Annotated in this window: 33 protein-coding genes and 1 pseudogene; 4 read left to right on the plus strand and 30 right to left on the minus strand. The window is 54.9% G+C overall.

Annotation, left to right across the window (positions count from 1 at the left end; genetic code table 11):
* Nucleotides 1-143 precede the first annotated feature (143 nt).
* From rpmD to HW561_RS19540, 16 genes are all read right to left on the minus strand, one after another.
* On the minus strand, nucleotides 144-332 hold the full coding sequence (gene rpmD / locus HW561_RS19465; RefSeq protein WP_170402795.1) for a 50S ribosomal protein L30: 189 nt from the start codon (nucleotides 330-332) through the stop codon (nucleotides 144-146).
* A gap of 12 nt (nucleotides 333-344) precedes the next feature.
* Nucleotides 345-914, minus strand: coding sequence for a 30S ribosomal protein S5 (gene rpsE / locus HW561_RS19470; protein WP_176867037.1), 570 nt, complete (start codon nucleotides 912-914; stop codon nucleotides 345-347).
* A gap of 113 nt (nucleotides 915-1,027) precedes the next feature.
* Nucleotides 1,028-1,387 (minus strand): 50S ribosomal protein L18, encoded by a 360-nt coding sequence (gene rplR / locus HW561_RS19475; RefSeq protein ID WP_176867038.1) that lies wholly within the window; start codon nucleotides 1,385-1,387, stop codon nucleotides 1,028-1,030.
* 11 nt (nucleotides 1,388-1,398) lie between these two features.
* Nucleotides 1,399-1,932: a 50S ribosomal protein L6 gene (rplF, locus tag HW561_RS19480; protein WP_176867039.1), complete on the minus strand. Its 534-nt coding sequence runs from the start codon at nucleotides 1,930-1,932 to the stop codon at nucleotides 1,399-1,401.
* Nucleotides 1,933-1,944: 12 nt separating this feature from the next.
* On the minus strand, nucleotides 1,945-2,337 hold the full coding sequence (gene rpsH / locus HW561_RS19485) for a 30S ribosomal protein S8 (RefSeq protein ID WP_176867040.1): 393 nt from the start codon (nucleotides 2,335-2,337) through the stop codon (nucleotides 1,945-1,947).
* Nucleotides 2,338-2,350: 13 nt separating this feature from the next.
* Entirely contained in the window at nucleotides 2,351-2,656 is a 306-nt protein-coding gene (rpsN, locus tag HW561_RS19490) for a 30S ribosomal protein S14 (RefSeq protein WP_010437098.1), read from the minus strand.
* A 19-nt stretch (nucleotides 2,657-2,675) separates the two neighbouring features.
* Nucleotides 2,676-3,236 carry a 50S ribosomal protein L5 gene (gene rplE / locus HW561_RS19495; protein WP_176867041.1) on the minus strand — a complete coding sequence of 187 codons (561 nt, stop codon included), beginning with the start codon at nucleotides 3,234-3,236 and terminating at the stop codon, nucleotides 2,676-2,678.
* A complete protein-coding gene (gene rplX / locus HW561_RS19500) occupies nucleotides 3,229-3,540 on the minus strand; it encodes a 50S ribosomal protein L24 (protein WP_058272372.1) in 312 nt (103 codons plus the stop codon). The genes rplE and rplX overlap by 8 nt, the downstream gene beginning before the upstream one ends.
* 2 nt (nucleotides 3,541-3,542) lie before the next feature.
* Entirely contained in the window at nucleotides 3,543-3,911 is a 369-nt protein-coding gene (gene rplN, locus HW561_RS19505; RefSeq protein WP_008757934.1) for a 50S ribosomal protein L14, read from the minus strand.
* A gap of 76 nt (nucleotides 3,912-3,987) precedes the next feature.
* Entirely contained in the window at nucleotides 3,988-4,218 is a 231-nt protein-coding gene (gene rpsQ / locus HW561_RS19510) for a 30S ribosomal protein S17 (protein ID WP_037311742.1), read from the minus strand.
* Nucleotides 4,219-4,222: 4 nt separating this feature from the next.
* Complete coding sequence (gene rpmC / locus HW561_RS19515; protein WP_074736205.1) at nucleotides 4,223-4,429, minus strand: 50S ribosomal protein L29; 207 nt, start codon at nucleotides 4,427-4,429, stop codon at nucleotides 4,223-4,225.
* Nucleotides 4,430-4,609: 180 nt separating this feature from the next.
* A complete protein-coding gene (locus HW561_RS19520) occupies nucleotides 4,610-5,281 on the minus strand; it encodes a hypothetical protein (protein ID WP_176867042.1) in 672 nt (223 codons plus the stop codon).
* Nucleotides 5,282-5,467: 186 nt separating this feature from the next.
* The gene (locus HW561_RS19525) at nucleotides 5,468-5,674 is read right to left on the minus strand and encodes a cold-shock protein (protein WP_176867043.1); all 207 of its coding nucleotides are present in this window, start codon (nucleotides 5,672-5,674) and stop codon (nucleotides 5,468-5,470) included.
* Nucleotides 5,675-5,879: 205 nt separating this feature from the next.
* The gene (locus tag HW561_RS19530) at nucleotides 5,880-6,500 is read right to left on the minus strand and encodes a 2OG-Fe(II) oxygenase family protein (RefSeq protein ID WP_176867044.1); all 621 of its coding nucleotides are present in this window, start codon (nucleotides 6,498-6,500) and stop codon (nucleotides 5,880-5,882) included.
* Nucleotides 6,501-6,573: 73 nt separating this feature from the next.
* On the minus strand, nucleotides 6,574-7,938 hold the full coding sequence (locus tag HW561_RS19535; RefSeq protein WP_211198702.1) for an ArsB/NhaD family transporter: 1,365 nt from the start codon (nucleotides 7,936-7,938) through the stop codon (nucleotides 6,574-6,576).
* A gap of 23 nt (nucleotides 7,939-7,961) precedes the next feature.
* The gene (locus tag HW561_RS19540) at nucleotides 7,962-8,450 is read right to left on the minus strand and encodes a CBS domain-containing protein (RefSeq protein WP_176867045.1); all 489 of its coding nucleotides are present in this window, start codon (nucleotides 8,448-8,450) and stop codon (nucleotides 7,962-7,964) included.
* A gap of 310 nt (nucleotides 8,451-8,760) precedes the next feature.
* Here HW561_RS19540 and HW561_RS19545 point away from each other — a divergent pair, with 310 nt between their 5' ends.
* Nucleotides 8,761-9,306 (plus strand): peptidoglycan-binding domain-containing protein, encoded by a 546-nt coding sequence (locus HW561_RS19545; protein WP_176867046.1) that lies wholly within the window; start codon nucleotides 8,761-8,763, stop codon nucleotides 9,304-9,306.
* 70 nt (nucleotides 9,307-9,376) lie between these two features.
* On the opposite strand, the gene rplP is transcribed toward HW561_RS19545, so the two are convergent.
* The 13 genes and pseudogenes from rplP to HW561_RS19610 all read right to left on the minus strand — a co-directional run bounded on the left by rplP (nucleotide 9,377) and on the right by HW561_RS19610 (nucleotide 16,499).
* The gene (gene rplP / locus HW561_RS19550) at nucleotides 9,377-9,790 is read right to left on the minus strand and encodes a 50S ribosomal protein L16 (protein ID WP_170498041.1); all 414 of its coding nucleotides are present in this window, start codon (nucleotides 9,788-9,790) and stop codon (nucleotides 9,377-9,379) included.
* A gap of 12 nt (nucleotides 9,791-9,802) precedes the next feature.
* Nucleotides 9,803-10,513 (minus strand): 30S ribosomal protein S3, encoded by a 711-nt coding sequence (rpsC, locus tag HW561_RS19555; RefSeq protein WP_037311761.1) that lies wholly within the window; start codon nucleotides 10,511-10,513, stop codon nucleotides 9,803-9,805.
* Complete coding sequence (gene rplV / locus HW561_RS19560; protein ID WP_039538267.1) at nucleotides 10,513-10,893, minus strand: 50S ribosomal protein L22; 381 nt, start codon at nucleotides 10,891-10,893, stop codon at nucleotides 10,513-10,515. Before rplV ends, rpsC begins: the two co-directional genes overlap by 1 nt.
* 3 nt (nucleotides 10,894-10,896) lie before the next feature.
* A complete protein-coding gene (rpsS, locus tag HW561_RS19565; protein ID WP_176867047.1) occupies nucleotides 10,897-11,175 on the minus strand; it encodes a 30S ribosomal protein S19 in 279 nt (92 codons plus the stop codon).
* 3 nt (nucleotides 11,176-11,178) lie between these two features.
* Nucleotides 11,179-12,021 (minus strand): 50S ribosomal protein L2, encoded by an 843-nt coding sequence (rplB, locus tag HW561_RS19570; RefSeq protein ID WP_176867048.1) that lies wholly within the window; start codon nucleotides 12,019-12,021, stop codon nucleotides 11,179-11,181.
* A 254-nt stretch (nucleotides 12,022-12,275) separates the two neighbouring features.
* Nucleotides 12,276-13,016, minus strand: coding sequence for a hypothetical protein (locus HW561_RS19575; protein ID WP_176867049.1), 741 nt, complete (start codon nucleotides 13,014-13,016; stop codon nucleotides 12,276-12,278).
* A gap of 439 nt (nucleotides 13,017-13,455) precedes the next feature.
* Nucleotides 13,456-13,539 (minus strand): annotated as a pseudogene (locus HW561_RS19580) (50S ribosomal protein L23); the annotation flags it as partial.
* A gap of 11 nt (nucleotides 13,540-13,550) precedes the next feature.
* A complete protein-coding gene (locus HW561_RS19585) occupies nucleotides 13,551-13,727 on the minus strand; it encodes a hypothetical protein (protein WP_176867050.1) in 177 nt (58 codons plus the stop codon).
* 173 nt (nucleotides 13,728-13,900) lie between these two features.
* On the minus strand, nucleotides 13,901-14,197 hold the full coding sequence (locus HW561_RS19590; protein WP_142639794.1) for a 50S ribosomal protein L23: 297 nt from the start codon (nucleotides 14,195-14,197) through the stop codon (nucleotides 13,901-13,903).
* The gene (rplD, locus tag HW561_RS19595) at nucleotides 14,194-14,811 is read right to left on the minus strand and encodes a 50S ribosomal protein L4 (protein WP_176867051.1); all 618 of its coding nucleotides are present in this window, start codon (nucleotides 14,809-14,811) and stop codon (nucleotides 14,194-14,196) included. The genes HW561_RS19590 and rplD overlap by 4 nt, the downstream gene beginning before the upstream one ends.
* Complete coding sequence (rplC, locus tag HW561_RS19600) at nucleotides 14,808-15,533, minus strand: 50S ribosomal protein L3 (protein WP_176867052.1); 726 nt, start codon at nucleotides 15,531-15,533, stop codon at nucleotides 14,808-14,810. Before rplC ends, rplD begins: the two co-directional genes overlap by 4 nt.
* A gap of 18 nt (nucleotides 15,534-15,551) precedes the next feature.
* Nucleotides 15,552-15,866 carry a 30S ribosomal protein S10 gene (gene rpsJ / locus HW561_RS19605; protein WP_037314942.1) on the minus strand — a complete coding sequence of 105 codons (315 nt, stop codon included), beginning with the start codon at nucleotides 15,864-15,866 and terminating at the stop codon, nucleotides 15,552-15,554.
* 201 nt (nucleotides 15,867-16,067) lie between these two features.
* Nucleotides 16,068-16,499 (minus strand): MarR family winged helix-turn-helix transcriptional regulator, encoded by a 432-nt coding sequence (locus HW561_RS19610; RefSeq protein ID WP_176867053.1) that lies wholly within the window; start codon nucleotides 16,497-16,499, stop codon nucleotides 16,068-16,070.
* A 78-nt stretch (nucleotides 16,500-16,577) separates the two neighbouring features.
* On the opposite strand from HW561_RS19610, the gene HW561_RS19615 reads away from it, so the two are divergent.
* From HW561_RS19615 to HW561_RS19625, 3 genes are all read left to right on the plus strand, one after another.
* Nucleotides 16,578-16,946 carry an antibiotic biosynthesis monooxygenase family protein gene (locus HW561_RS19615; RefSeq protein ID WP_176867054.1) on the plus strand — a complete coding sequence of 123 codons (369 nt, stop codon included), beginning with the start codon at nucleotides 16,578-16,580 and terminating at the stop codon, nucleotides 16,944-16,946.
* Nucleotides 16,947-16,966: 20 nt separating this feature from the next.
* Nucleotides 16,967-17,416, plus strand: a complete 450-nt coding sequence (locus tag HW561_RS19620) for a hypothetical protein (protein WP_176867055.1) — start codon at nucleotides 16,967-16,969, stop codon at nucleotides 17,414-17,416.
* A 265-nt stretch (nucleotides 17,417-17,681) separates the two neighbouring features.
* Complete coding sequence (locus HW561_RS19625; RefSeq protein ID WP_176867056.1) at nucleotides 17,682-18,023, plus strand: RidA family protein; 342 nt, start codon at nucleotides 17,682-17,684, stop codon at nucleotides 18,021-18,023.
* A gap of 84 nt (nucleotides 18,024-18,107) precedes the next feature.
* Here HW561_RS19625 and HW561_RS24325 read toward each other — a convergent pair.
* A partial coding sequence (locus tag HW561_RS24325) for an EF-Tu C-terminal domain-related protein (protein ID WP_211198660.1) occupies nucleotides 18,108-18,184 on the minus strand: 77 nt, incomplete at its 5' end.

Genomic DNA, 18,184 nt, shown 5'->3' on the forward strand with positions numbered 1-18,184 from the left:
TGATGATAGTGCCGGGGTGACCGGATTTTACTGGACGTGGCGCGGGTTTGAACCAGCGGTAACAGAAGGGGATTTCGTAGCGCCGCAAACGAAAAACCCCCGGTCGAAACCGAGGGTTTTTCAAGTCTTTGATTTAGTGAGGCTTAGCCGCGCTCTTCGATGATCTCAACCAGATGCGGGATCTTGTTGACCATGCCGCGCACCGAGGGAGTATCCTCCAGCTCGCGGGTTTTGTTCATCTTGTTCAGGCCCAGACCGATCAGGGTTGCGCGCTGTTCGGCGGGGCGACGGATCGGGGAACCGATCTGTTTGACGACGATGGTTTTTGCCATGGGTCGCTCTCCTTATGCTTCTGCTTCAGCAGCAGCTGGGGCTTCTTCCCGCTTGGGCAGGATGTCAGCAACCTTTTTGCCACGACGCTGTGCAACCGAACGCGGGCTCTGCTCTTTGGTCAGGCCGTTGATGGTTGCGCGGATCATGTTGTACGGGTTCTGCGAGCCCAGCGACTTGGACACAACGTCCTTAACGCCCAGCATTTCGAACACGGCACGCATCGGACCACCGGCGATGATACCGGTACCTTCAGGCGCGCTGCGCATGACCACTTTACCGGCGCCGTGACGGCCTTCGATATCGTGGTGCAGGGTCCGACCTTCGCGCAGTTGCACGCGGATCATCTGACGCTTGGCTTGTTCGGTGGCCTTACGGATGGCCTCGGGTACTTCTTTCGCCTTACCCTTGCCAAAGCCGACGCGGCCTTTTTGATCGCCTACGACCACCAGAGCGGCGAAGCCAAAGCGCTTACCACCTTTTACGGTTTTCGATACGCGGTTGATCGCGACCAGGCGATCTGCGAATTCCGGTGCTTCGTCACGGTCGCGACGGTTGCCCCGGCGGTTATCACGTTCTGCCATTTTGGCATCCCTTTTTCAGTGGCGCATCAGCGCCGTTTTGTTCAATCCAAGTGGGCCCCGGCAGTGCCAAGGCCCCCGGATCATCGGGGCGGATCGAAACCCGCCCGCAAGTCTTAGATCTTCAGACCACCTTCACGCGCAGCGTCGGCCAGCGCCTTCACTTTGCCGTGGAACAGGAAGCCACCACGATCGAAATAGGCCTCTTCGACGCCTGCCTTCTTGGCACGCTCGGCGATAGCCGCGCCCACCTTGGTGGCCGCTTCGACGTTGTTCTTGCCAACGATACCCAGATCTTTTTCCAGGCTCGAGGCTGCGGCCAGGGTCACGCCACGTACGTCGTCGATCAGCTGAACAGAGATGTTCTTGTTCGAACGGTGTACGGACAAACGCGGACGACCCGCGTTGACCTTGCGAAGTTTGTTCCGAACGCGCAGGCGGCGCTTCAGAAACAGGGTTCTTTTGCTGTTTGCCATTGTTTGCGTCCTTACTTCTTCTTGCCTTCTTTGCGGAAGATGAACTCGCCCTTGTAGCGGATGCCTTTGCCTTTGTAGGGCTCGGGACGGCGCCAGTCGCGGATTTTCGCCGCCACTTCGCCCACCTGCTGCTGGTCGTTACCTTCCACAATGATCACGGTCTGCTTCGGTGCGGTGATGGTGACACCTTCCGGAGCAACGAAATCAACGTCGTGGCTGTAGCCGAGGTTCAGCTTCAGGGTGTTGCCCTGCATCTGAGCCCGGTAACCAACACCCTGGATCTCCAGCTCTTTCTTGAAGCCTTCGGTCACACCGGCCACCAAGTTGGCGACCATCGTGCGGCTCATGCCCCACTGCTGGCGCGCGCGCTTGGACATGCCGCGTGGGTTGATCTGAACCACGTTGTCTTCAACCGACAAGGTTACATCGTCGGTTGCGGTGAAGCTGCGGGCACCTTTAGGGCCTTTAACTTCGATGGTCTGGCCGGAAACCGAGGCTGTTACGCCACTGGGCAGTTCGACCGGACGTTTACCAATACGAGACATTGACAGACCTCCTTAGAAGACGGTGCAGAGCACTTCGCCGCCAACATTGTTGGAGCGTGCGTTCTGGTCCGACATCACACCTTTCGGAGTGCTGACAATCGACACACCCAGACCCTGACGGACCTGCGGGATGTCATTGACGCCCATGTAAACGCGACGACCGGGTTTGGAAACCCGCTTGATTTCGCGAATAACAGGAGTGCCTTCGTAGTATTTCAGGCTGATTTCGATGGCCGGATGACCGTTGGCGCCGGTCATGCTTTCATAGCCACGGATGTAACCTTCGTCCGCCAGCACGTCCAGAACCCAACCGCGCAGCTTGGAAGCTGGGGTGGAAACGGTGGACTTGCCGCGCATTTGCGCGTTGCGGATACGGGTGAGCATATCGCCGATAGGATCGTTCATATCATTCTCTCCCTTACCAGCTCGATTTCACCATGCCGGGGATCTGACCAGCAGAACCCAGCTCGCGCAGCGCAATACGGCTGACCTTCAGCTTACGGTAGTAAGCGTGGGGACGGCCGGTGAGCTGGCAGCGGTTGTGAAGACGGGTTGCCGAACTGTTGCGCGGCAGTTTCGCCAATTTCAGACGCGCTTTGAAACGCTCTTCCATCGGCTTGCTCTCGTCATTCGCGATTTCTTTCAGTTCGGCACGCTTTGCGGCATATTTGGCCACCAGGCGCTCGCGCTTCTTTTCGCGTTCGATCATTGCTTTTTTAGCCATGTCTTAATCCTCCCGGCGCTCAGGCGTTGAACGGCATGTTGAAAGCTTTCAACAGTGCCTTGCCTTCAGCGTCGGTTTTCGCTGTGGTGGCAATTACGATATCCAGGCCCCAGACTTCGTCGACTTTATCAAAGTCGATTTCCGGGAACACGATGTGCTCTTTCATGCCCATGGCAAAATTGCCATAACCATCAAAAGACGGCTTCACACCGCGGAAGTCACGAATACGCGGCATCGCGATGGTGATCAGACGATCCAGGAATTCGAACATCCGGTCACCGCGCAGGGTCACCTTGGCACCCAGCGGCATTTCTTCCCGGACGCGGAAGCCCGCGATCGACTTTTTCGCCAGTGTCGCAACAGCCTGTTGGCCAGCAATCGCCGTCAGATCCGCAACAGCCGCTTTGGCCTTCTTGGAGTCACGAACAGCTTCTGCACCACAACCGATGTTCAGAACGATTTTCTCCAGCTTGGGCAGCTGCATGTCGTTCTCATAGCCGAACTCTTCTTTCAGAGCGGCCCGGATGGTTTCAGCGTACTGAGCTTTCAGACGCGGGGTATAGTTTGCAGTATCAAGCATCGATCACGTCCCCCGTGGTCTTGGCGAAGCGGACCTTCTTGTCACCTTCCATGCGGAAGCCAACGCGGGTTGCTTTGCCGTTTTTGTCCAGCAGTGCCAGGTTCGACAGCTCGATCGGGTTTGCCTGAGGCAGGCGACCACCCTGGCTGTTCTGGGTCTGGCGAGTGGCGCGGATGGCGATGTTGATACCATCTACAACAGCTTTACCGGCAGACGGGTTAACAGAGGTAATCGTACCCTCTTTGCCCTTGTCCTTGCCGGCCAGCACGACGACCTTGTCGCCTTTGCGGAGTTTAGCAGCCATGATTACAGCACCTCCGGAGCGAGCGAGATGATTTTCATGAAGTTCTTGCCACGCAGTTCGCGAACAACCGGGCCAAAGATACGGGTACCTACGGGCTCGTTGTTGTTGTTCAGGATGACGGCGGCGTTACGATCGAAACGGATCGCGGTGCCGTCTTCGCGACGGACTTCTTTAGCGGTGCGTACGACGACGGCCTTACGGACGTCACCTTTCTTTACGCGGCCGCGTGGGATGGCTTCCTTCACCGAGACGACAATGATGTCACCAACGGAGGCGTATTTACGCTTGGAACCACCCAGGACCTTGATGCACTGAACTCGGCGTGCGCCGGAGTTGTCAGCGACATCCAGATTGGTCTGCATCTGGATCATGTGGTTTCTCCCGACCTGTGGGGGCTGGTCTGGTTAGATCCCCCAGGGTTTCGACAAATGGGAAAATTCCCGAAGCTTACGCTTCCAGAACTTCCCAACGTTTCGTCTTCGATTTCGGCGCGCATTCGATGATGCGAACAGTATCGCCGACCTTGAAGGCGTTCTTTTCATCGTGAGCCCGGTATTTCTTGGACTTACGGATGGTTTTCTTCAGAACCGGATGCGTAAAGCGGCGCTCGACGGATACGGTTACGGTCTGTGCGTTGGCATCGCTTGTTACGGTGCCGGAAAGGATACGCTTAGGCATAGGATTACTCCTCCGATGCCGCAGCAGCGGCCTTTTCGTTCAGGATGGTTTTGACGCGGGCGGCGTTGCGGCGGGCCGCTTTGATGCCAGCGGTGCTTTCCATCTGACCGGTTGCCTGTTGAAAGCGCAGGTTAAAGCTTTCTTTCTTCAGGTTGGCCAGTTCCTCACGGAGCTGGTCCGGGGTCTTGTCACGCAGTTCTTGGGCGTTCATCGCCTTTTTCCTTTGCTCAAAACACCAGAAGGCCCCGTACACGGGTCACCTTTGACCTGGTGGATGAATGATAGACATACGAATCCCCCGACTCGGCCGGGGGAACGCAAGATGCCGCTCTATAGGGGAGTCGCAGGTGGGTAGCAAGGGAAAGTTTGAGGGCTATAGTTCTCTGGAGGTTCAATTTGGATATGATACATCAGGGCAAAAGAATTTCAGAAACGATACGTGGTTATCTTGTACACGATTTCTTTTGACCAGTAGGCTTTCTGCCTCACTCCAGCCCGCCAAATGCAGATCATTCACTACGGAGTAGAGTAGCGCCAAAGTCTCATTTGCAAATTCGACAAGCTCGCCATTGATAATACCGAAACTGCCCTTGTCAGGGAGTTCAAACTTTTGCCTATCTCGACTACGTCCCACGGAAATTGAGTGAGCCAAAGCTTCTGTTCTGACAACTCGCAATTTTTCACACATAGGGCTTTTGAACAAACTTTCGTACTGCGCTCTTACAGGTTCCGTCTCGCTCAAACATCTACAGCCCAAATATCTATGATCAGCGAAATGTTGAACAAGGTTTGGCAGGGATAGGGAAATTGAATTGGATCTCTTCTTATTGAAGTCCCAAACTCTGGCCAAAGAAAGGGCTAACCCTTCGAAGGAGCATTGAAACAAACGATCCAAAGTTGGAACGAAAGATGCCTCCTCATCTGAATACAACGGTTGGTGGTTTGCAAAAAATACCTCGGCAAACGCGGTTTGACCCAACAGGAAATCAAATTCTTCCCGTAGCCGGTATTTGTAGTCTTCGTGAAAGAGATTAAGTTCTCGGCTCTTAATTTCATCGTTCACTAGAAAATCCCCTAATCCTTTCACTCCCACTTAGAGTTAAAGCCAACACCGATCATTTCCTTCGCAGCGATCTTCATCAGCGGGTCGCGGTGCAGTCGATCGCAATTTGGGCAATGCTACCCACGAACGCAAAACGCGGCCTCGTTTGCACGAGACCGCGTCTTCAACTGTCTAAGTCTGAGTGACTTACGCCAGAGCGATATTCACAGCCGACTCACGACCGTCACGGCCGGGTTCGATGTCGAATGTTACTTTCTGGTCGTCGGCCAGGCCGGTCAGACCCGAGCGCTCAACAGCAGAAATGTGTACAAACACATCTTTGCCACCGGTCTCAGGTGCGATAAAGCCAAAACCTTTAGTAGAGTTGAACCATTTTACGGTGCCATTAGCCATATCCGTAATCTCCTAATAATTGCTGTCCGCGGAATTGCGACAGCGCGGCGTAGTAGGTCTGGATCGAGAGACTGAACGCCGAGAATCGGGAGACAGTGGTCGAAAAAGAAAAACGTTAGCACCCCCCACATCGTGCAGGTAACGGCAAATTACAAGACCTTTTGCAAAAATAACGTCAAAAGGGATCGTGCTTGGGCCCGCACCGTCAGTCCCAACGATAGTTGAAACTCACGCTGATCCGCTCGTCTTCTGCCATATTCATGGGCACCTCGTGGCGCAGCCAGCTTTCCCAAAGCAACACGTCGCCCACGTCGGGGGTCATATAGATGAACGGCTGCAATTCACGCCGGGCTTCCTTGATACGCACCGGCGCGGCCATCATGCGGCCCGAGCGTGGGTCTTCCAACTTCAGCGCGCTGGCCCCTTTGGGCATAGACACATAGGTCGTACCCGAGATCACGCTGTGCGGGTGGATGTGGCTGGCATGCATTCCGCCTTCGGGCAGGATATTGATCCACAGATCCTCAAGCTTCAGTGCGCGATCGTCCAGATCGAATTCCAGATCCTTGGCGAAGGCGGCTACGTGCTGATCCAGTACCTTGACCAGATCGGCAAAGATCGGAAACCGCCAGGGCAGATCAGTCAGCGAGGCATAGCTGGTATAGCCGGGGTATCCATTTTCCTCGCACCACCCCTGTCCGGCCTCGTCATCCTCGGCGATGACAAGGCAAGAGCTTTCCAGCTCTTCCGGATTGATTGCAGGAGCGCATTCGGACAAAGCCGCGCGATAGAGACGGGTCACGAAGAGAGAGTCGATTTGTGCCATGTCCCGCCTATAAACCAGCCGGACGGCAAGTGCGAGACCAGCCGCCCAATAAATACGGCTGGCCCAACAACACTTAGAAGTAGCGCAGCCAGATATAAACGTTGGCGATCATCAGCGTCAGGATCATGATCGGAAACGCCCGGATGGCAAACTTGACGAAACCAATGGGCTGCTTGGCCTTCTCGGCAAAGGCCGCAACGGTCAGGTTGGCACTGGCCCCCAGCAGGGTTCCGTTGCCGCCAAGGCAAGCCCCCAGAGCCAGAGACCACCACAGCGGCTCAATCGCCTCTGGCCCGCCGAAGGTGTCGGCCGTGGACTCGATCAGCGGGATCATCGTGGCAACAAAGGGGATGTTGTCCAAAATGGCTGACAAAATACCCGAGGCCCAGAAGATGAAAAACGCAGTCCACATCATATCACCTTCGGTCAGCTCAAGAACTTTCTGTCCGAAGAACTCCAGCAGCCCGACATCTTCGACACCCGCGACGATCACGAACAGGCCGCCAAAGAAAAAGATCGTTACCCATTCGACCTCACCAAAGATGTGGTGAACGGCTTCAGATTGTTCCTCACCGCTTTGGTGGCCATAGGCCAGCAGCATCAGCAGCGCAGCGCCCGCCAGAGCCGATGTGCCAGGTTGAACGCCATAACCATGCCCCAGCGTGAACCCCAACAGAACCAGCGCCAGGACGGACAGCGACTTGATCATAAGCAAGGTGTCAGTGATCGCCTCATCTTCGTTGAAGCGCATGATTTTTTCGCTGGCGGATTTCGGGATTGCGGCCAGAGCGCGACGGTTCATCAGATAGATGATCCCGGTCAGAACCACCAAACAGATCGCTGAGATCGGGGCCAGGTTGACGGCGAAATCATTAAAGCTGAGCCCTGCGGCAGAGCCGATGATAATGTTGGGCGGATCCCCGATCAGCGTGGCGGTCCCGCCGACATTCGATGCCAGAATTTCGGCAAAAAAGAACGGAAACACCGGCGTGTCCAGCGCATCCGTAATCAGCAGCGTGATCGGCGCGATCAAAAGCACTGTGGTCACATTGTCCAACAGCGCGGAAAAAACGGCGGTGATCAGGGTCAGCATGATCAGAATGCCGGTTGGGTTGGCCTTGACGACCTTTGCCGCCTTGATCGCCACGTATTGAAACAGGCCACATTTACTGGTGATACCAACGATAACCATCATGCCAATCAACAGCGCCAGCGTGTTCGCGTCGACCCCGGCCACAGCTTGTTCTTGGTTGAGAATGCCAAACAGCACCATCAGCGAAGCCCCCAGCATCGCAAGGATGGCGCGGTTCACCTTTTCGGTGATCAGCACGGCGTAGACGGCAACAAGGATACCGGTGGCAATCCACAGCGGATCAATGCCCAACAGTTGCGGGACGGAGAACGCGTGTTCTCCATGTGAAATGGAATGTTCAGTCAATTTTCTGATCCGGTATCTGGGGGTTAACTCAGCGCGTGATCCATCAGCGAGTTGGGGCTGACAGTACCGACAAACCGACCGGTGTCGGGCTCGACAAGGAAAACGTGGCGCTTGAACTTGTGGATCAGGAAGATGCCTTCCATCACCGGTGTATCAGGCGCGGCCACTGGGATATTGGCCGGGTTGGACATGTGGTCGCCAACCCGTTCTTCATTCAGACGGGTGATCTGCTCTTTGAAATCTTCCTTGGTCAGATCCATAAAGCTCAGGCTGCTGATCGGTACCCGGGTCGCTTCGGAACTCATCCCTATCAGGGCAGCGTTGGGCAGGATCATCTTGATAAGGGTCGGCGCCGTGAAAACACCGGCAAACTTGCCCTGTGTATCGACCACCGGCAAAAACCGCACCCGACTGTCACGAATGATGTCAAACGCCTTGGCAACGGTGTCGTCGGTGTGGATCGTTTCTTGTACTTCGGGTGGGACCATAACGTCCCGGCATGTAAGCCCCATTGTATTCCTCGGTTCTGTCACTGATCTGCGGAAATCAGGTCTGCGTGCACGCTCTGTCCGGACATATGGCATAGCCGAATCCGCAGGACATTGCTGACGCGCGCTTCATTTCATTGAAGGCTCGGATATACCACCCTATGCCCGGGTTTTTTTCGCATTCGAGCTGCAAATCGTCGCATTTGGGGCCGCCGCACCCCGTTTGGCCCCCTGCCCTTCCACGCCAGAGGTGATCGAAAGGCAATCTTTCCCCTTCACGTCGGGATACCTGCGCAGATAGCCTCCGCGTTACTGACCTAACGAGAGATGTAGAATGTCTATTTTAAAAAGGGGGTTGTCCGGAGCCCCGGTTAAACGTTTGCAGGAAAAGCTTGGCACCGATGCGGACGGTATTTTTGGCACCGGCACCGAAAAAGCGGTTCGTGAATTTCAGAGCTCTGCCGGTCTGGCCGCCGATGGCATTGCTGGTCCCGATACCTTCACCGCGCTTGGCCTGCACGAGCTGGTGCTGCTGCGCCAGGGGTCGCGCGGCGCGGCTGTCAAGAAGCTGCAAGAGGCATTGGACATTGGCGCTGACGGGATTTTCGGTGCAGGAACCGCCGCCGCAGTTCGGGAATTTCAGGCAGAAAACAACCTGAACACAGACGGTATGGCTGGTCCCGAAACGCTGGCCAAACTGAATGGTTTTGCCGAAATGACAGCTGAGACCATTCAAAAAGCCGCCGTTCAGCCTGACGAAGCCCATTTTGTAGGCGAACCGCTGCCCGAAATCAAAGGTAGCGACATTGTTGCCGGATCTGCCGTGGACGTCCCCGCCGAGACATCGGTTTGGGGCAAGGTCAAAGGTTGGTTCTCATAACGAAAACAAAACCCCCGCCGGTTTCCCGACGGGGGTCTAATTTTCGTAGGATGGGTTTCACCCCATTACCTTACCAGTCTTCGCGGACCACGACGCGGGTCTTGATCGGCAGCTTCATCGCGGCCAGGCGCAGGGCCTCGCGGGCGATGTCGTCATTGACGCCATCAATCTCGAACATCACACGACCGGGCTTTACTTTCGCTGCCCAGAAGTCAACGGAGCCTTTACCTTTACCCATACGGACTTCGGTAGGCTTCGAGGTCACGGGAGTATCCGGGAAGATCCGGATCCAAACGCGGCCCTGACGTTTCATGTGACGTGTCATGGCACGACGTGCAGCTTCGATCTGACGCGCGGTTACACGCTCGGGCTGCAGTGCTTTCAGACCGTAAGTGCCAAAGTTCAGATCAGAGCCGCCTTTGGCTTCACCCTTGATCCGGCCTTTGTGCATCTTGCGGAATTTAGTACGCTTTGGTTGAAGCATATCTTTCCCTCCTTAGCGACGACCGCCACCAGCACCACGAGGTGCAGGGCCGTCCTGGAGTTCCTGTGCTTTACGGTCACGTGCCTGCGGATCGTGCTCCATGATCTCACCTTTGAAGATCCAGACCTTGATCCCGATGATCCCGTAAGGAGTCATCGCTTCGGCTTGTGCGTAATCGATGTCGGCGCGCAGCGTGTGCAGAGGCACGCGGCCTTCGCGGTACCACTCGGTCCGTGCGATTTCAGCGCCACCCAGACGGCCAGCGACGTTCACCCGGATACCCAGCGAGCCCATGCGCATGGCGTTCTGAACCGAACGCTTCATCGCGCGACGGAACGAAACCCGACGCTCCAGCTGCTGAGCGATGGACTCGGCAACCAGTTGCGCGTCAAGCTCGGGCTTGCGCACTTCGACGATGTTCAGGTGCAGTTCGCTGTCGGTCATCAGGGCGATTTTCTTGCGCAGGACTTCGATGTCCGCGCCTTTCTTGCCGATGATGACACCTGGACGTGCAGTGTGGATCGTGACGCGGCACTTTTTGTGCGGACGTTCGATGATCACACGGGCGATGCCGGCTTGCTTGCACTCTTTGTTGATGAACTCACGGATCTTCAGATCTTCCAGCAGAAGATCACCGTAGTCCTTGGTATCTGCGTACCAGCGGCTGTCCCAGGTGCGGTTCACCTGAAGGCGCATGCCGATCGGATTGACTTTATGACCCATTAGGCTTGCTCCTCAACTTGACGCACCTTGATGGTGATCTCCGAGAACGGCTTCATAATCTTGCCGAACCGACCACGGGCACGCGGGCGACCGCGCTTCATGACCAGGTTCTTGCCAACCCATGCTTCGGCAACGATCAGCTCGTCAACGTCCAGGTTGTGGTTGTTCTCGGCGTTGGCGATTGCGGACTGAAGGCATTTCTTCACGTCCTGCGCGACCCGCTTGTTCGAGAACGTCAGGTCGGTCAGAGCCTTCTCAACTTTCTTGCCGCGGATCATCTGCGCCACCAGGTTCAGTTTTTGCGGGCTGGTACGGAGCATGCGCGTTTTCGCCATTGCTTCGTTTTCGGCCACGCGGCGGGGGTTCTTTTCCTTGCCCATGACTTACTTCCGTTTCGCTTTTTTATCTGCGGCGTGACCGAGATAGGTACGAGTTGGCGAATACTCACCAAACTTCTGACCAATCATGTCTTCCGAGACGTTGACGGGGATATGTTTACGGCCGTTGTACACACCAAAGGTCAGACCCACGAACTGGGGCAGAATGGTGGAACGACGCGACCAAATCTTGATGACTTCGTTGCGGCCCGACTCGCGCGCTGCTTCGGCTTTTTTAAGCACATAAGCATCGACGAAAGGACCCTTCCAAACAGAGCGAGACATAGATTAACGTCCCTTCTTCTTGGCGTGCCGCGAGCGGATGATCAGCTTCTGGGACGCTTTGTTTTTGTTGCGGGTACGCTTACCTTTGGTGTCCTTACCCCAAGGCGTAACCGGTGTACGGCCACCCGAAGTACGACCTTCACCACCACCGTGCGGGTGATCGATCGGGTTCATAGCAACACCACGAACCGACGGACGCACGCCTTTGTGGCGCATACGACCGGCTTTACCGAGGTTCTGGTTCGAGTTGTCGGGGTTGGACACGGCACCAACGGTGGCCATGCATTCCTGACGGACCAGGCGCAATTCGCCCGAGCTCAGACGGATCTGAGCGTATCCACCATCACGACCAACGAATTGGGCGTAAGTACCGGCCGCACGTGCGATCTGACCACCCTTGCCGGGCTTCATCTCGATGTTGTGGACGATGGTACCGATGGGCATACCCGAGAACGGCATTGCGTTGCCCGGCTTGATGTCTGCCTTGGCGGATGCCACGACTTTGTCACCAATAGCCAGACGCTGCGGAGCGAGGATATAGGCCTGCTCGCCGTCTTCGTATTTTACCAGTGCGATGAATGCGGTCCGGTTCGGGTCATATTCGATCCGCTCGACGGTTGCCGCAACATCCATTTTGTTCCGTTTGAAGTCAACGATCCGGTAGAGACGCTTTGCGCCACCGCCGCGGCGGCGTGAAGTGATCCGTCCGGTGTTGTTCCGGCCGCCCGACTTGGTCAAACCCTCAGTGAGAGACTTGACCGGACGTCCTTTCCAAAGCTCCGAACGGTCGATCAGCACCAGCCCGCGCTGGCCCGGCGTCGTCGGCTTGTACGACTTGAGTGCCATGCTTTCTGTCTTCCGTTTAGCAAGTGCGGGGGTTTCCCCGCTATGTGATAGGCCCCCGTAGGTGCCAAGGGTATAGGGCCCCGAAGGTCCCCGGTTTCAAATATCAGAGGCCCCGGAACGAATCCGAGGCCGCAAGATTGGGTGCATGTAGCAGTGATGGGGGTGGGTGTCTATAGGGGAAAGGAGCTTCAATCACTACGAATAGCCTCATCGCTCTCAAAGTATGAAGGCTCAGCCGCGTATGAAAACCTATTCTACAGATCTTCCACCCGCCACTTCCGATCCTCCCGAACAAACTTTTTCCCGGGAACACTCTTCAATCTAACCACAATAACAAATTCTCTATCGACTTCGCGCTGCAAGTAGTCTGTTGTTACTTCACCTGGATCAACATCGCGCCCTGTTAGACCAGACAGGCTCAACTGTTTGGCCCAAATTTCCTGAGCTTTCACTTTTATTTCTCGCGAGTCATTGAGTCCCATTTCGCCAATGATTTTCGCTCTGTCGAAGGCTTCCGTTTCGATAGCACCAATTTGCCAGAGGAGCTTCGCTACACTAGATGTGGAGCTTAAGAGAGCTGCCGCTTCATCCAATCCATAGCCTTCATTTAAAGCATTTTGCACCAGCATGACCATGACTACATAGGTATTCGCAAATGAGGTTATCTTTTCACGCATCCCATAGAAGGTGTCGGAAGGATCAAGATATTTGGCCCGTAACACTTCACGACCGAACAAATCGAGGGCAGCTTTGACAAGAGCTAAGGGGTTCAAAAAAGGAAGAATGAAAGGGTAGTCAAGGGGCTTGTCAGTACTTTGGATCAAAACTTGTTGCTTATCAAAATCTCGTTCGAATTTATAGTTTCTATCGTCAGGCAAGGCGCCATTGGTTACAGCCTCTTGTATCTTCCCGACTACCAATTCATCGTCGGGAGCATGGACTTCAAACAACCATTTTAACAAAAGTTGCTCTTTCTGGTTGGCTACATTTGCCAAATCTGCAGCCCGATCCCGCTTTTTCGAGGCATCTATTTGATCTTGAATGGCTCGAATTTGCGCCTGTATTTAATTGATACTGAAGAAAAGGCCAATAACAGTAGGCACGCCAATAAATAATGTCGCCAGTTGGGGGAACCAAACCTCTCGCGACCAAAACAGAGTTTCGTCGCCCTTCCCTTCTTCAAATATAGTCGAAAGTACGAATTTGATATTTTGAATCGTCTCAGGCCAAACTTGGAAATACTCAACGACAGCGTTAACCAATGATCGATCCCTTAATCTGTTGCGAATGCTCACATTTAGACTGGATGGAGTCCTTGCCTCAAAGATGCTAGGTGACAACCAGACTAAACTATAGGCTGCATCTCCCTTAACCGACAGAACAAAAAAACCCCGCTTTCGCCGGGGCCTTTACCTCTCTCCAAAGACGGTTCAGTCAGAGACCGGTGGACACATCAATGGCACCCCCCTCTTCCAGGGTCACCTGTGCTTTCTTGACGTCTTTCCGCTTGCCAAACTGGCGATGCACGATCACTTCTTGTCGCGTGCGGCCTTCTCTTCCTTGGTTAACTTGGCGTTCCAAACATTCTTACTCAGCCCCAGCTCTGCTGGCTGAGGTTTGGTTTTGCCGACGCTGACTTTGCCTCCTTTATTCAGGAACTCCTGAATAAGGGCTTCATCCGTAGTTTCTTTGGGGACATGTTTCATGAGGGTGAGGCTATCCGCATCACACGCCCGGGGCAACGGCTGCTTTCCGAGGAGCACCAAGAGATTTTAGCAACATAGTACGCACCCAATTTGGGCCCGAAACGATCATTCGCCCAAATAAAAAAACCCCCGCTTTCGCGGGGGCCTTTATCTCTTTCCAAAGACAGTTCCGATCAGAGACCGGTAGAGATGTCGATGGTGTTACCCTCTTCCAGGGTCACATATGCTTTTTTGACGTCTTTCCGCTTGCCCAACTGGCCGCGGAACCGCTTGACCTTGCCTTTGGTCACAGAGGTGTTCACCGCCTTGACCTTCACACCAAACAGCGCCTCAACGGCCTCTTTGATCTGTGGCTTGTTGCTGTCGATCGCGACTTCAAAGACAACCGCGCCATTTTCGGACGCCATGGTCGACTTTTCAGTAATGATCGGCTTGCGGATCACGTCGTAGTGTTCTGCCTTCGCGCTCATTTCAGTCGAGCCTCCAGTGCTTCGACACCCGCTTTGGTGATCACCAGAGTGTCACGCTTGAGGATGTCATAGACGTTTGCGCCCATCGTCGGCAGGATATCCAGACCTTCGATGTTAGCGGCGGCACGGGCAAAGCCCTCGTTCACGGTGGCGCCATCGATGACCAGCGCGCGTTTCCAGCCCAGGTTTGCAACCTGTTTGGCCAGAGCGGCAGTCTTGCCCTCGGATGCGGCGTCTTCGATCACAACCAGCTCACCAGCTGCCATTTTGGCAGACAGCGCGTGGCGCAGACCGAGTTTACGGAACTTTTTCGGCAGGTCATGACCATGCGAACGCACGACCGGACCTTTGTAAACGCCACCACCCCGGAAGATCGGTGCCGAACGCGCGCCGTGGCGTGCGCCACCGGTGCCTTTTTGGCGATAGATCTTCTTGGTCGAGTAGGACACTTCCGAGCGGGTCTTGACCTTGTGGGTGCCAGCCTGCGCGTTGTTGCGCTGCCAACGGACCACACGGTGCAGGATATCCGCGCGCGGCTCGAGGCCGAACAGGTCCGCATCCAGCTCGATGTTGCCGGCTTTGCCGCCGTCCAGTTTGATTACATCAAGTTTCATGCTTCACCACCTTCCGCGGGCGCTTCTTCCGCCGGAGCTTCGGTTGCGGCACCTTTCACGGCTGCCGGGAACGGCAGACCTTCGGGTGCTTTCTTCTTGACGGCGTCCTTGACGGTAACCCAGCCCGATTTCGGTCCGGGAACGGCGCCTTTGATGAAGACCAGATTCCGGTCGGCGTCGGTTTTGACAACCTCAAGATTCTGGGTAGTGACACGGGCAGCACCCATGTGACCGGCCATCTTCTTGCCTTTGAACACCTTGCCCGGATCCTGACACTGGCCAGTTGAACCGTGCGAACGGTGGCTGATCGAAACACCGTGCGAGGCACGAAGACCACCAAAGTTCCAACGCTTCATTGCACCGGCAAAACCTTTACCGATCGAAGTACCCGAAACGTCAACCTTCTGACCTTCCAGGAAATGTTCTGCCGAAATCTCGGCACCCACTTCGATCAGGCCGTCTGTCGAGACGCGGAACTCGGCCAGCTTACGCTTGGGCTCGACCTTGGCGGCGGCATAGTGGCCGCGCATCGCCTTCGAGGTGCGTTTTGCCTTGGCGGCACCGGCACCCAGCTGAACAGCGGTATAGCCGTCCTGCTCATCGGTGCGCTGTGCAACAACCTGCAGGTTGTCCAGGTGAAGAACGGTCACAGGAATCTGCTTGCCGTCTTCCATGAACAGGCGGGTCATGCCGACTTTTTTTGCGATAATACCAGAGCGCATAATCAATACCCCCCGATCTTATGACTGCAGCTTGATCTCGACGTCCACACCAGCGGCGAGGTCGAGCTTCATCAGCGCGTCAACGGTCTGGGGGGTCGGATCAACGATGTCGAGCATACGCTTGTGCGTACGGATCTCGAACTGGTCGCGGGATTTCTTGTCAACGTGAGGACCACGGAGAACCGTGAACTTCTCAATCTTGTTCGGCAGCGGGATCGGGCCGCGCACGTTCGCGCCGGTCCGCTTGGCAGTGTTGACGATCTCTTGCGTGCTGGCATCCAGAACGCGATAGTCAAATGCCTTCAGCCGAATACGGATATTTTGGCTTTGCATAATAACAGCCTTTTATCAGGCGTTGAGGTTGAGAGGAGGACAAGCGCGCATCGCCAACCCTCGTCGAACCCAAAAGGCGGGAATCACCCCGCCTTGATGTTCTTATTGAGAACTCGCGCGAAATACAGGGGCGTTTGGGGTTTGGCAAGGGGGAAATGCCTTGGCGATGTGTAGAATGGCGATGGCGCCGCGCGAAACCACCTAGCAGTCTTGCATACCACCTATTACTCGACGCATGTATTCCACAAATTGTACCTGCTCAGATTCATCCAAAACCCGAAGCGCTTGTGTATTCACATTCTGAGCGCAGTCATATGCGTCGTCCCGAAGTGCGCGGGCCTTGTCTGTCAGCCAAATCAATTGGGCTCTGGCGTCAGCTGGATTCTTAGTCCTCATTATCAATCCGTCGCGTTCCATTCGGCTGAGCGTGTTGGCCAAAGTGGCTTGCTCAACATCAATTTTACTCAGCAGGTCCTTTTGCGACACACCATCCTTGAGCCAAAGCTCAAGCAAGATTGGGAACTGCCCAACAACGATGCCAAGAGGCGCGATACAGTGTTGCAACTCTTTGGCAAACAATCGCGCCATGTGATTGACCAAATATCCGGCGGAGTTTTCTTTCTTGAATTTCATGTCAGAGATTTACGCTTGTATAGCAAGCTATGCAATATTATATAGCAAGCTATATTAAATTTACTGAAAGGAATCGAGATGGGTCGCTACGAAGAGTTGGACGAATTCGCAACCTTGGCCGAACAGATGCAATCGGACGAAGGCCCTGTCGTGTTGATCAACCTGTTTACAGTGGAGGCAGAAGAGGAACAGGCCCTGCTTGAGGCTTGGGCTCATGACGCTGAGTTCATGAAATCCCAACCGGGTTACATCTCAACGCAGTTACACAAGGGTATCGCCAATAGTTCGACGTTCGTGAACTACGCCATCTGGCAGGACGTCAAAAGCTTTCGCGCTGCATTCACCCATCCTGAGTTTCAGCGTCGAATTGCAGACTATCCAGAAAGCGCCGTAACCCGACCGCATCTTCTTCGGAAGCTTGCCGTCAAAAACCATTGCGTTGCTTAACGTTTAGATTGGAGCGCCACATGTTAAGAGCAATTCACCCAATCGCCGGAATAGTTGGATTTTTGACTATTTTGGTCTTCTGGTCATCCACCGTATACAGCGAGCTGTTCACGACCCACGCAACTGTCGCCGCCGTCAAATCAATGGTCCTTAACGGTCTCTTTATCCTTGTCCCTGCGATGGCGATTGTAGGTGCTACCGGAATGTCCATGGGACGCCGTCGCAAAGACGCACCTGCAGTGGCCAAAAAGAAGAGGATGCTGATCATTGCGGCCAACGGTCTGCTGATCCTCGTTCCCGCCGCATTTTTTCTGAGCACGAAAGCCAATGCAGGTTCTTTTGACACCAGTTTCTACGTTGTTCAGGTCGTCGAATTGATCGCAGGTGCAACCAACCTCACTTTGATGGGACTAAGCATCCGCGATGGTCGGGCGATGGGCGCGCGCAGACGGAATGCCTCCAGGACGTAATTAGAAGGTGTAATGTCGACGATAAAGGCAAGGTAAGAAAAAGGGCATCCAGCGGGACGCTCTTTTCCGATTGATCACTCGATGCAGCAAAGAACTTTGTGATCTTTGACACGGTGTGGTCGCCTTCGCATATGGCAAAACTAGACCGTTCCCCATCGCCTCCAGTCCTATTCCCTGAAGCCAACTCAAACGGTTTCTGTTTGCCATGGCACGCATCTTGTGACCATGAACGACCGCATCAAACAGCAACAGCGAGAATACCCCAATGATCGAACGTATCGAGACCGGTGAACGGTCATCCAAAATTGTGAAACATAATGGTGTGGCCTACCTGACTGGACAAGTCGCCGAAGGCGAGACAATTCAGGATCAAGTGCGTGCCTGCCTTCAGAAGATCGATGATCTCTTGCAACAGGCAGGTTCATCGCGTGAAGACATGTTGCGCGTGACCATCTGGCTTGCCGATATGAAAGACTTCGCCGGATTGAACGAGGTCTGGAACGCTTGGGTTCCCACTGGGCATGCACCTGCACGCGCATGCGGTGAAGCCAAATTGGCGCGACCTGAACTGAAAGTGGAATTCATAGTAGATGCCGCCTACGATTAAGCGGTAGATTCAAAAAAGGCCGCCCCGATGAGGGACGGCCTTCTTTAGTTCAACGATGTGCCGGGCCGAAGCCCGGCCTACCGATTACTCGACGATTTTCGACACGACGCCGGCGCCGACGGTGCGACCGCCTTCACGGATGGCGAAACGCAGGCCGTTTT

Source organism: Ruegeria haliotis, assembly GCF_013377785.1.
In the GTDB taxonomy this organism is placed as follows: domain Bacteria; phylum Pseudomonadota; class Alphaproteobacteria; order Rhodobacterales; family Rhodobacteraceae; genus Ruegeria; species Ruegeria haliotis.

Coding starts and splice junctions, on each gene's coding strand:
- rpmD (WP_170402795.1), bottom strand. CDS start 332: ATGGCAAAAACCATCGTCGTCAAACAGATCGGTTCCCCGATCCGTCGC.
- rpsE (WP_176867037.1), bottom strand. CDS start 914: ATGGCAGAACGTGATAACCGCCGGGGCAACCGTCGCGACCGTGACGAA.
- rplR (WP_176867038.1), bottom strand. CDS start 1,387: ATGGCAAACAGCAAAAGAACCCTGTTTCTGAAGCGCCGCCTGCGCGTT.
- rplF (WP_176867039.1), bottom strand. CDS start 1,932: ATGTCTCGTATTGGTAAACGTCCGGTCGAACTGCCCAGTGGCGTAACA.
- rpsH (WP_176867040.1), bottom strand. CDS start 2,337: ATGAACGATCCTATCGGCGATATGCTCACCCGTATCCGCAACGCGCAA.
- rpsN (WP_010437098.1), bottom strand. CDS start 2,656: ATGGCTAAAAAAGCAATGATCGAACGCGAAAAGAAGCGCGAGCGCCTG.
- rplE (WP_176867041.1), bottom strand. CDS start 3,236: ATGCTTGATACTGCAAACTATACCCCGCGTCTGAAAGCTCAGTACGCT.
- rplX (WP_058272372.1), bottom strand. CDS start 3,540: ATGGCTGCTAAACTCCGCAAAGGCGACAAGGTCGTCGTGCTGGCCGGC.
- rplN (WP_008757934.1), bottom strand. CDS start 3,911: ATGATCCAGATGCAGACCAATCTGGATGTCGCTGACAACTCCGGCGCA.
- rpsQ (WP_037311742.1), bottom strand. CDS start 4,218: ATGCCTAAGCGTATCCTTTCCGGCACCGTAACAAGCGATGCCAACGCA.
- rpmC (WP_074736205.1), bottom strand. CDS start 4,429: ATGAACGCCCAAGAACTGCGTGACAAGACCCCGGACCAGCTCCGTGAG.
- HW561_RS19525 (WP_176867043.1), bottom strand. CDS start 5,674: ATGGCTAATGGCACCGTAAAATGGTTCAACTCTACTAAAGGTTTTGGC.
- HW561_RS19530 (WP_176867044.1), bottom strand. CDS start 6,500: ATGGCACAAATCGACTCTCTCTTCGTGACCCGTCTCTATCGCGCGGCT.
- HW561_RS19540 (WP_176867045.1), bottom strand. CDS start 8,450: ATGGGGCTTACATGCCGGGACGTTATGGTCCCACCCGAAGTACAAGAA.
- HW561_RS19545 (WP_176867046.1), top strand. CDS start 8,761: ATGTCTATTTTAAAAAGGGGGTTGTCCGGAGCCCCGGTTAAACGTTTG.
- rplP (WP_170498041.1), bottom strand. CDS start 9,790: ATGCTTCAACCAAAGCGTACTAAATTCCGCAAGATGCACAAAGGCCGG.
- rpsC (WP_037311761.1), bottom strand. CDS start 10,513: ATGGGTCATAAAGTCAATCCGATCGGCATGCGCCTTCAGGTGAACCGC.
- rplV (WP_039538267.1), bottom strand. CDS start 10,893: ATGGGCAAGGAAAAGAACCCCCGCCGCGTGGCCGAAAACGAAGCAATG.
- rpsS (WP_176867047.1), bottom strand. CDS start 11,175: ATGTCTCGCTCTGTTTGGAAGGGTCCTTTCGTCGATGCTTATGTGCTT.
- rplB (WP_176867048.1), bottom strand. CDS start 12,021: ATGGCACTCAAGTCGTACAAGCCGACGACGCCGGGCCAGCGCGGGCTG.
- HW561_RS19585 (WP_176867050.1), bottom strand. CDS start 13,727: ATGAAACATGTCCCCAAAGAAACTACGGATGAAGCCCTTATTCAGGAG.
- HW561_RS19590 (WP_142639794.1), bottom strand. CDS start 14,197: ATGAGCGCGAAGGCAGAACACTACGACGTGATCCGCAAGCCGATCATT.
- rplD (WP_176867051.1), bottom strand. CDS start 14,811: ATGAAACTTGATGTAATCAAACTGGACGGCGGCAAAGCCGGCAACATC.
- rplC (WP_176867052.1), bottom strand. CDS start 15,533: ATGCGCTCTGGTATTATCGCAAAAAAAGTCGGCATGACCCGCCTGTTC.
- rpsJ (WP_037314942.1), bottom strand. CDS start 15,866: ATGCAAAGCCAAAATATCCGTATTCGGCTGAAGGCATTTGACTATCGC.
- HW561_RS19610 (WP_176867053.1), bottom strand. CDS start 16,499: ATGAAATTCAAGAAAGAAAACTCCGCCGGATATTTGGTCAATCACATG.
- HW561_RS19615 (WP_176867054.1), top strand. CDS start 16,578: ATGGGTCGCTACGAAGAGTTGGACGAATTCGCAACCTTGGCCGAACAG.
- HW561_RS19620 (WP_176867055.1), top strand. CDS start 16,967: ATGTTAAGAGCAATTCACCCAATCGCCGGAATAGTTGGATTTTTGACT.
- HW561_RS19625 (WP_176867056.1), top strand. CDS start 17,682: ATGATCGAACGTATCGAGACCGGTGAACGGTCATCCAAAATTGTGAAA.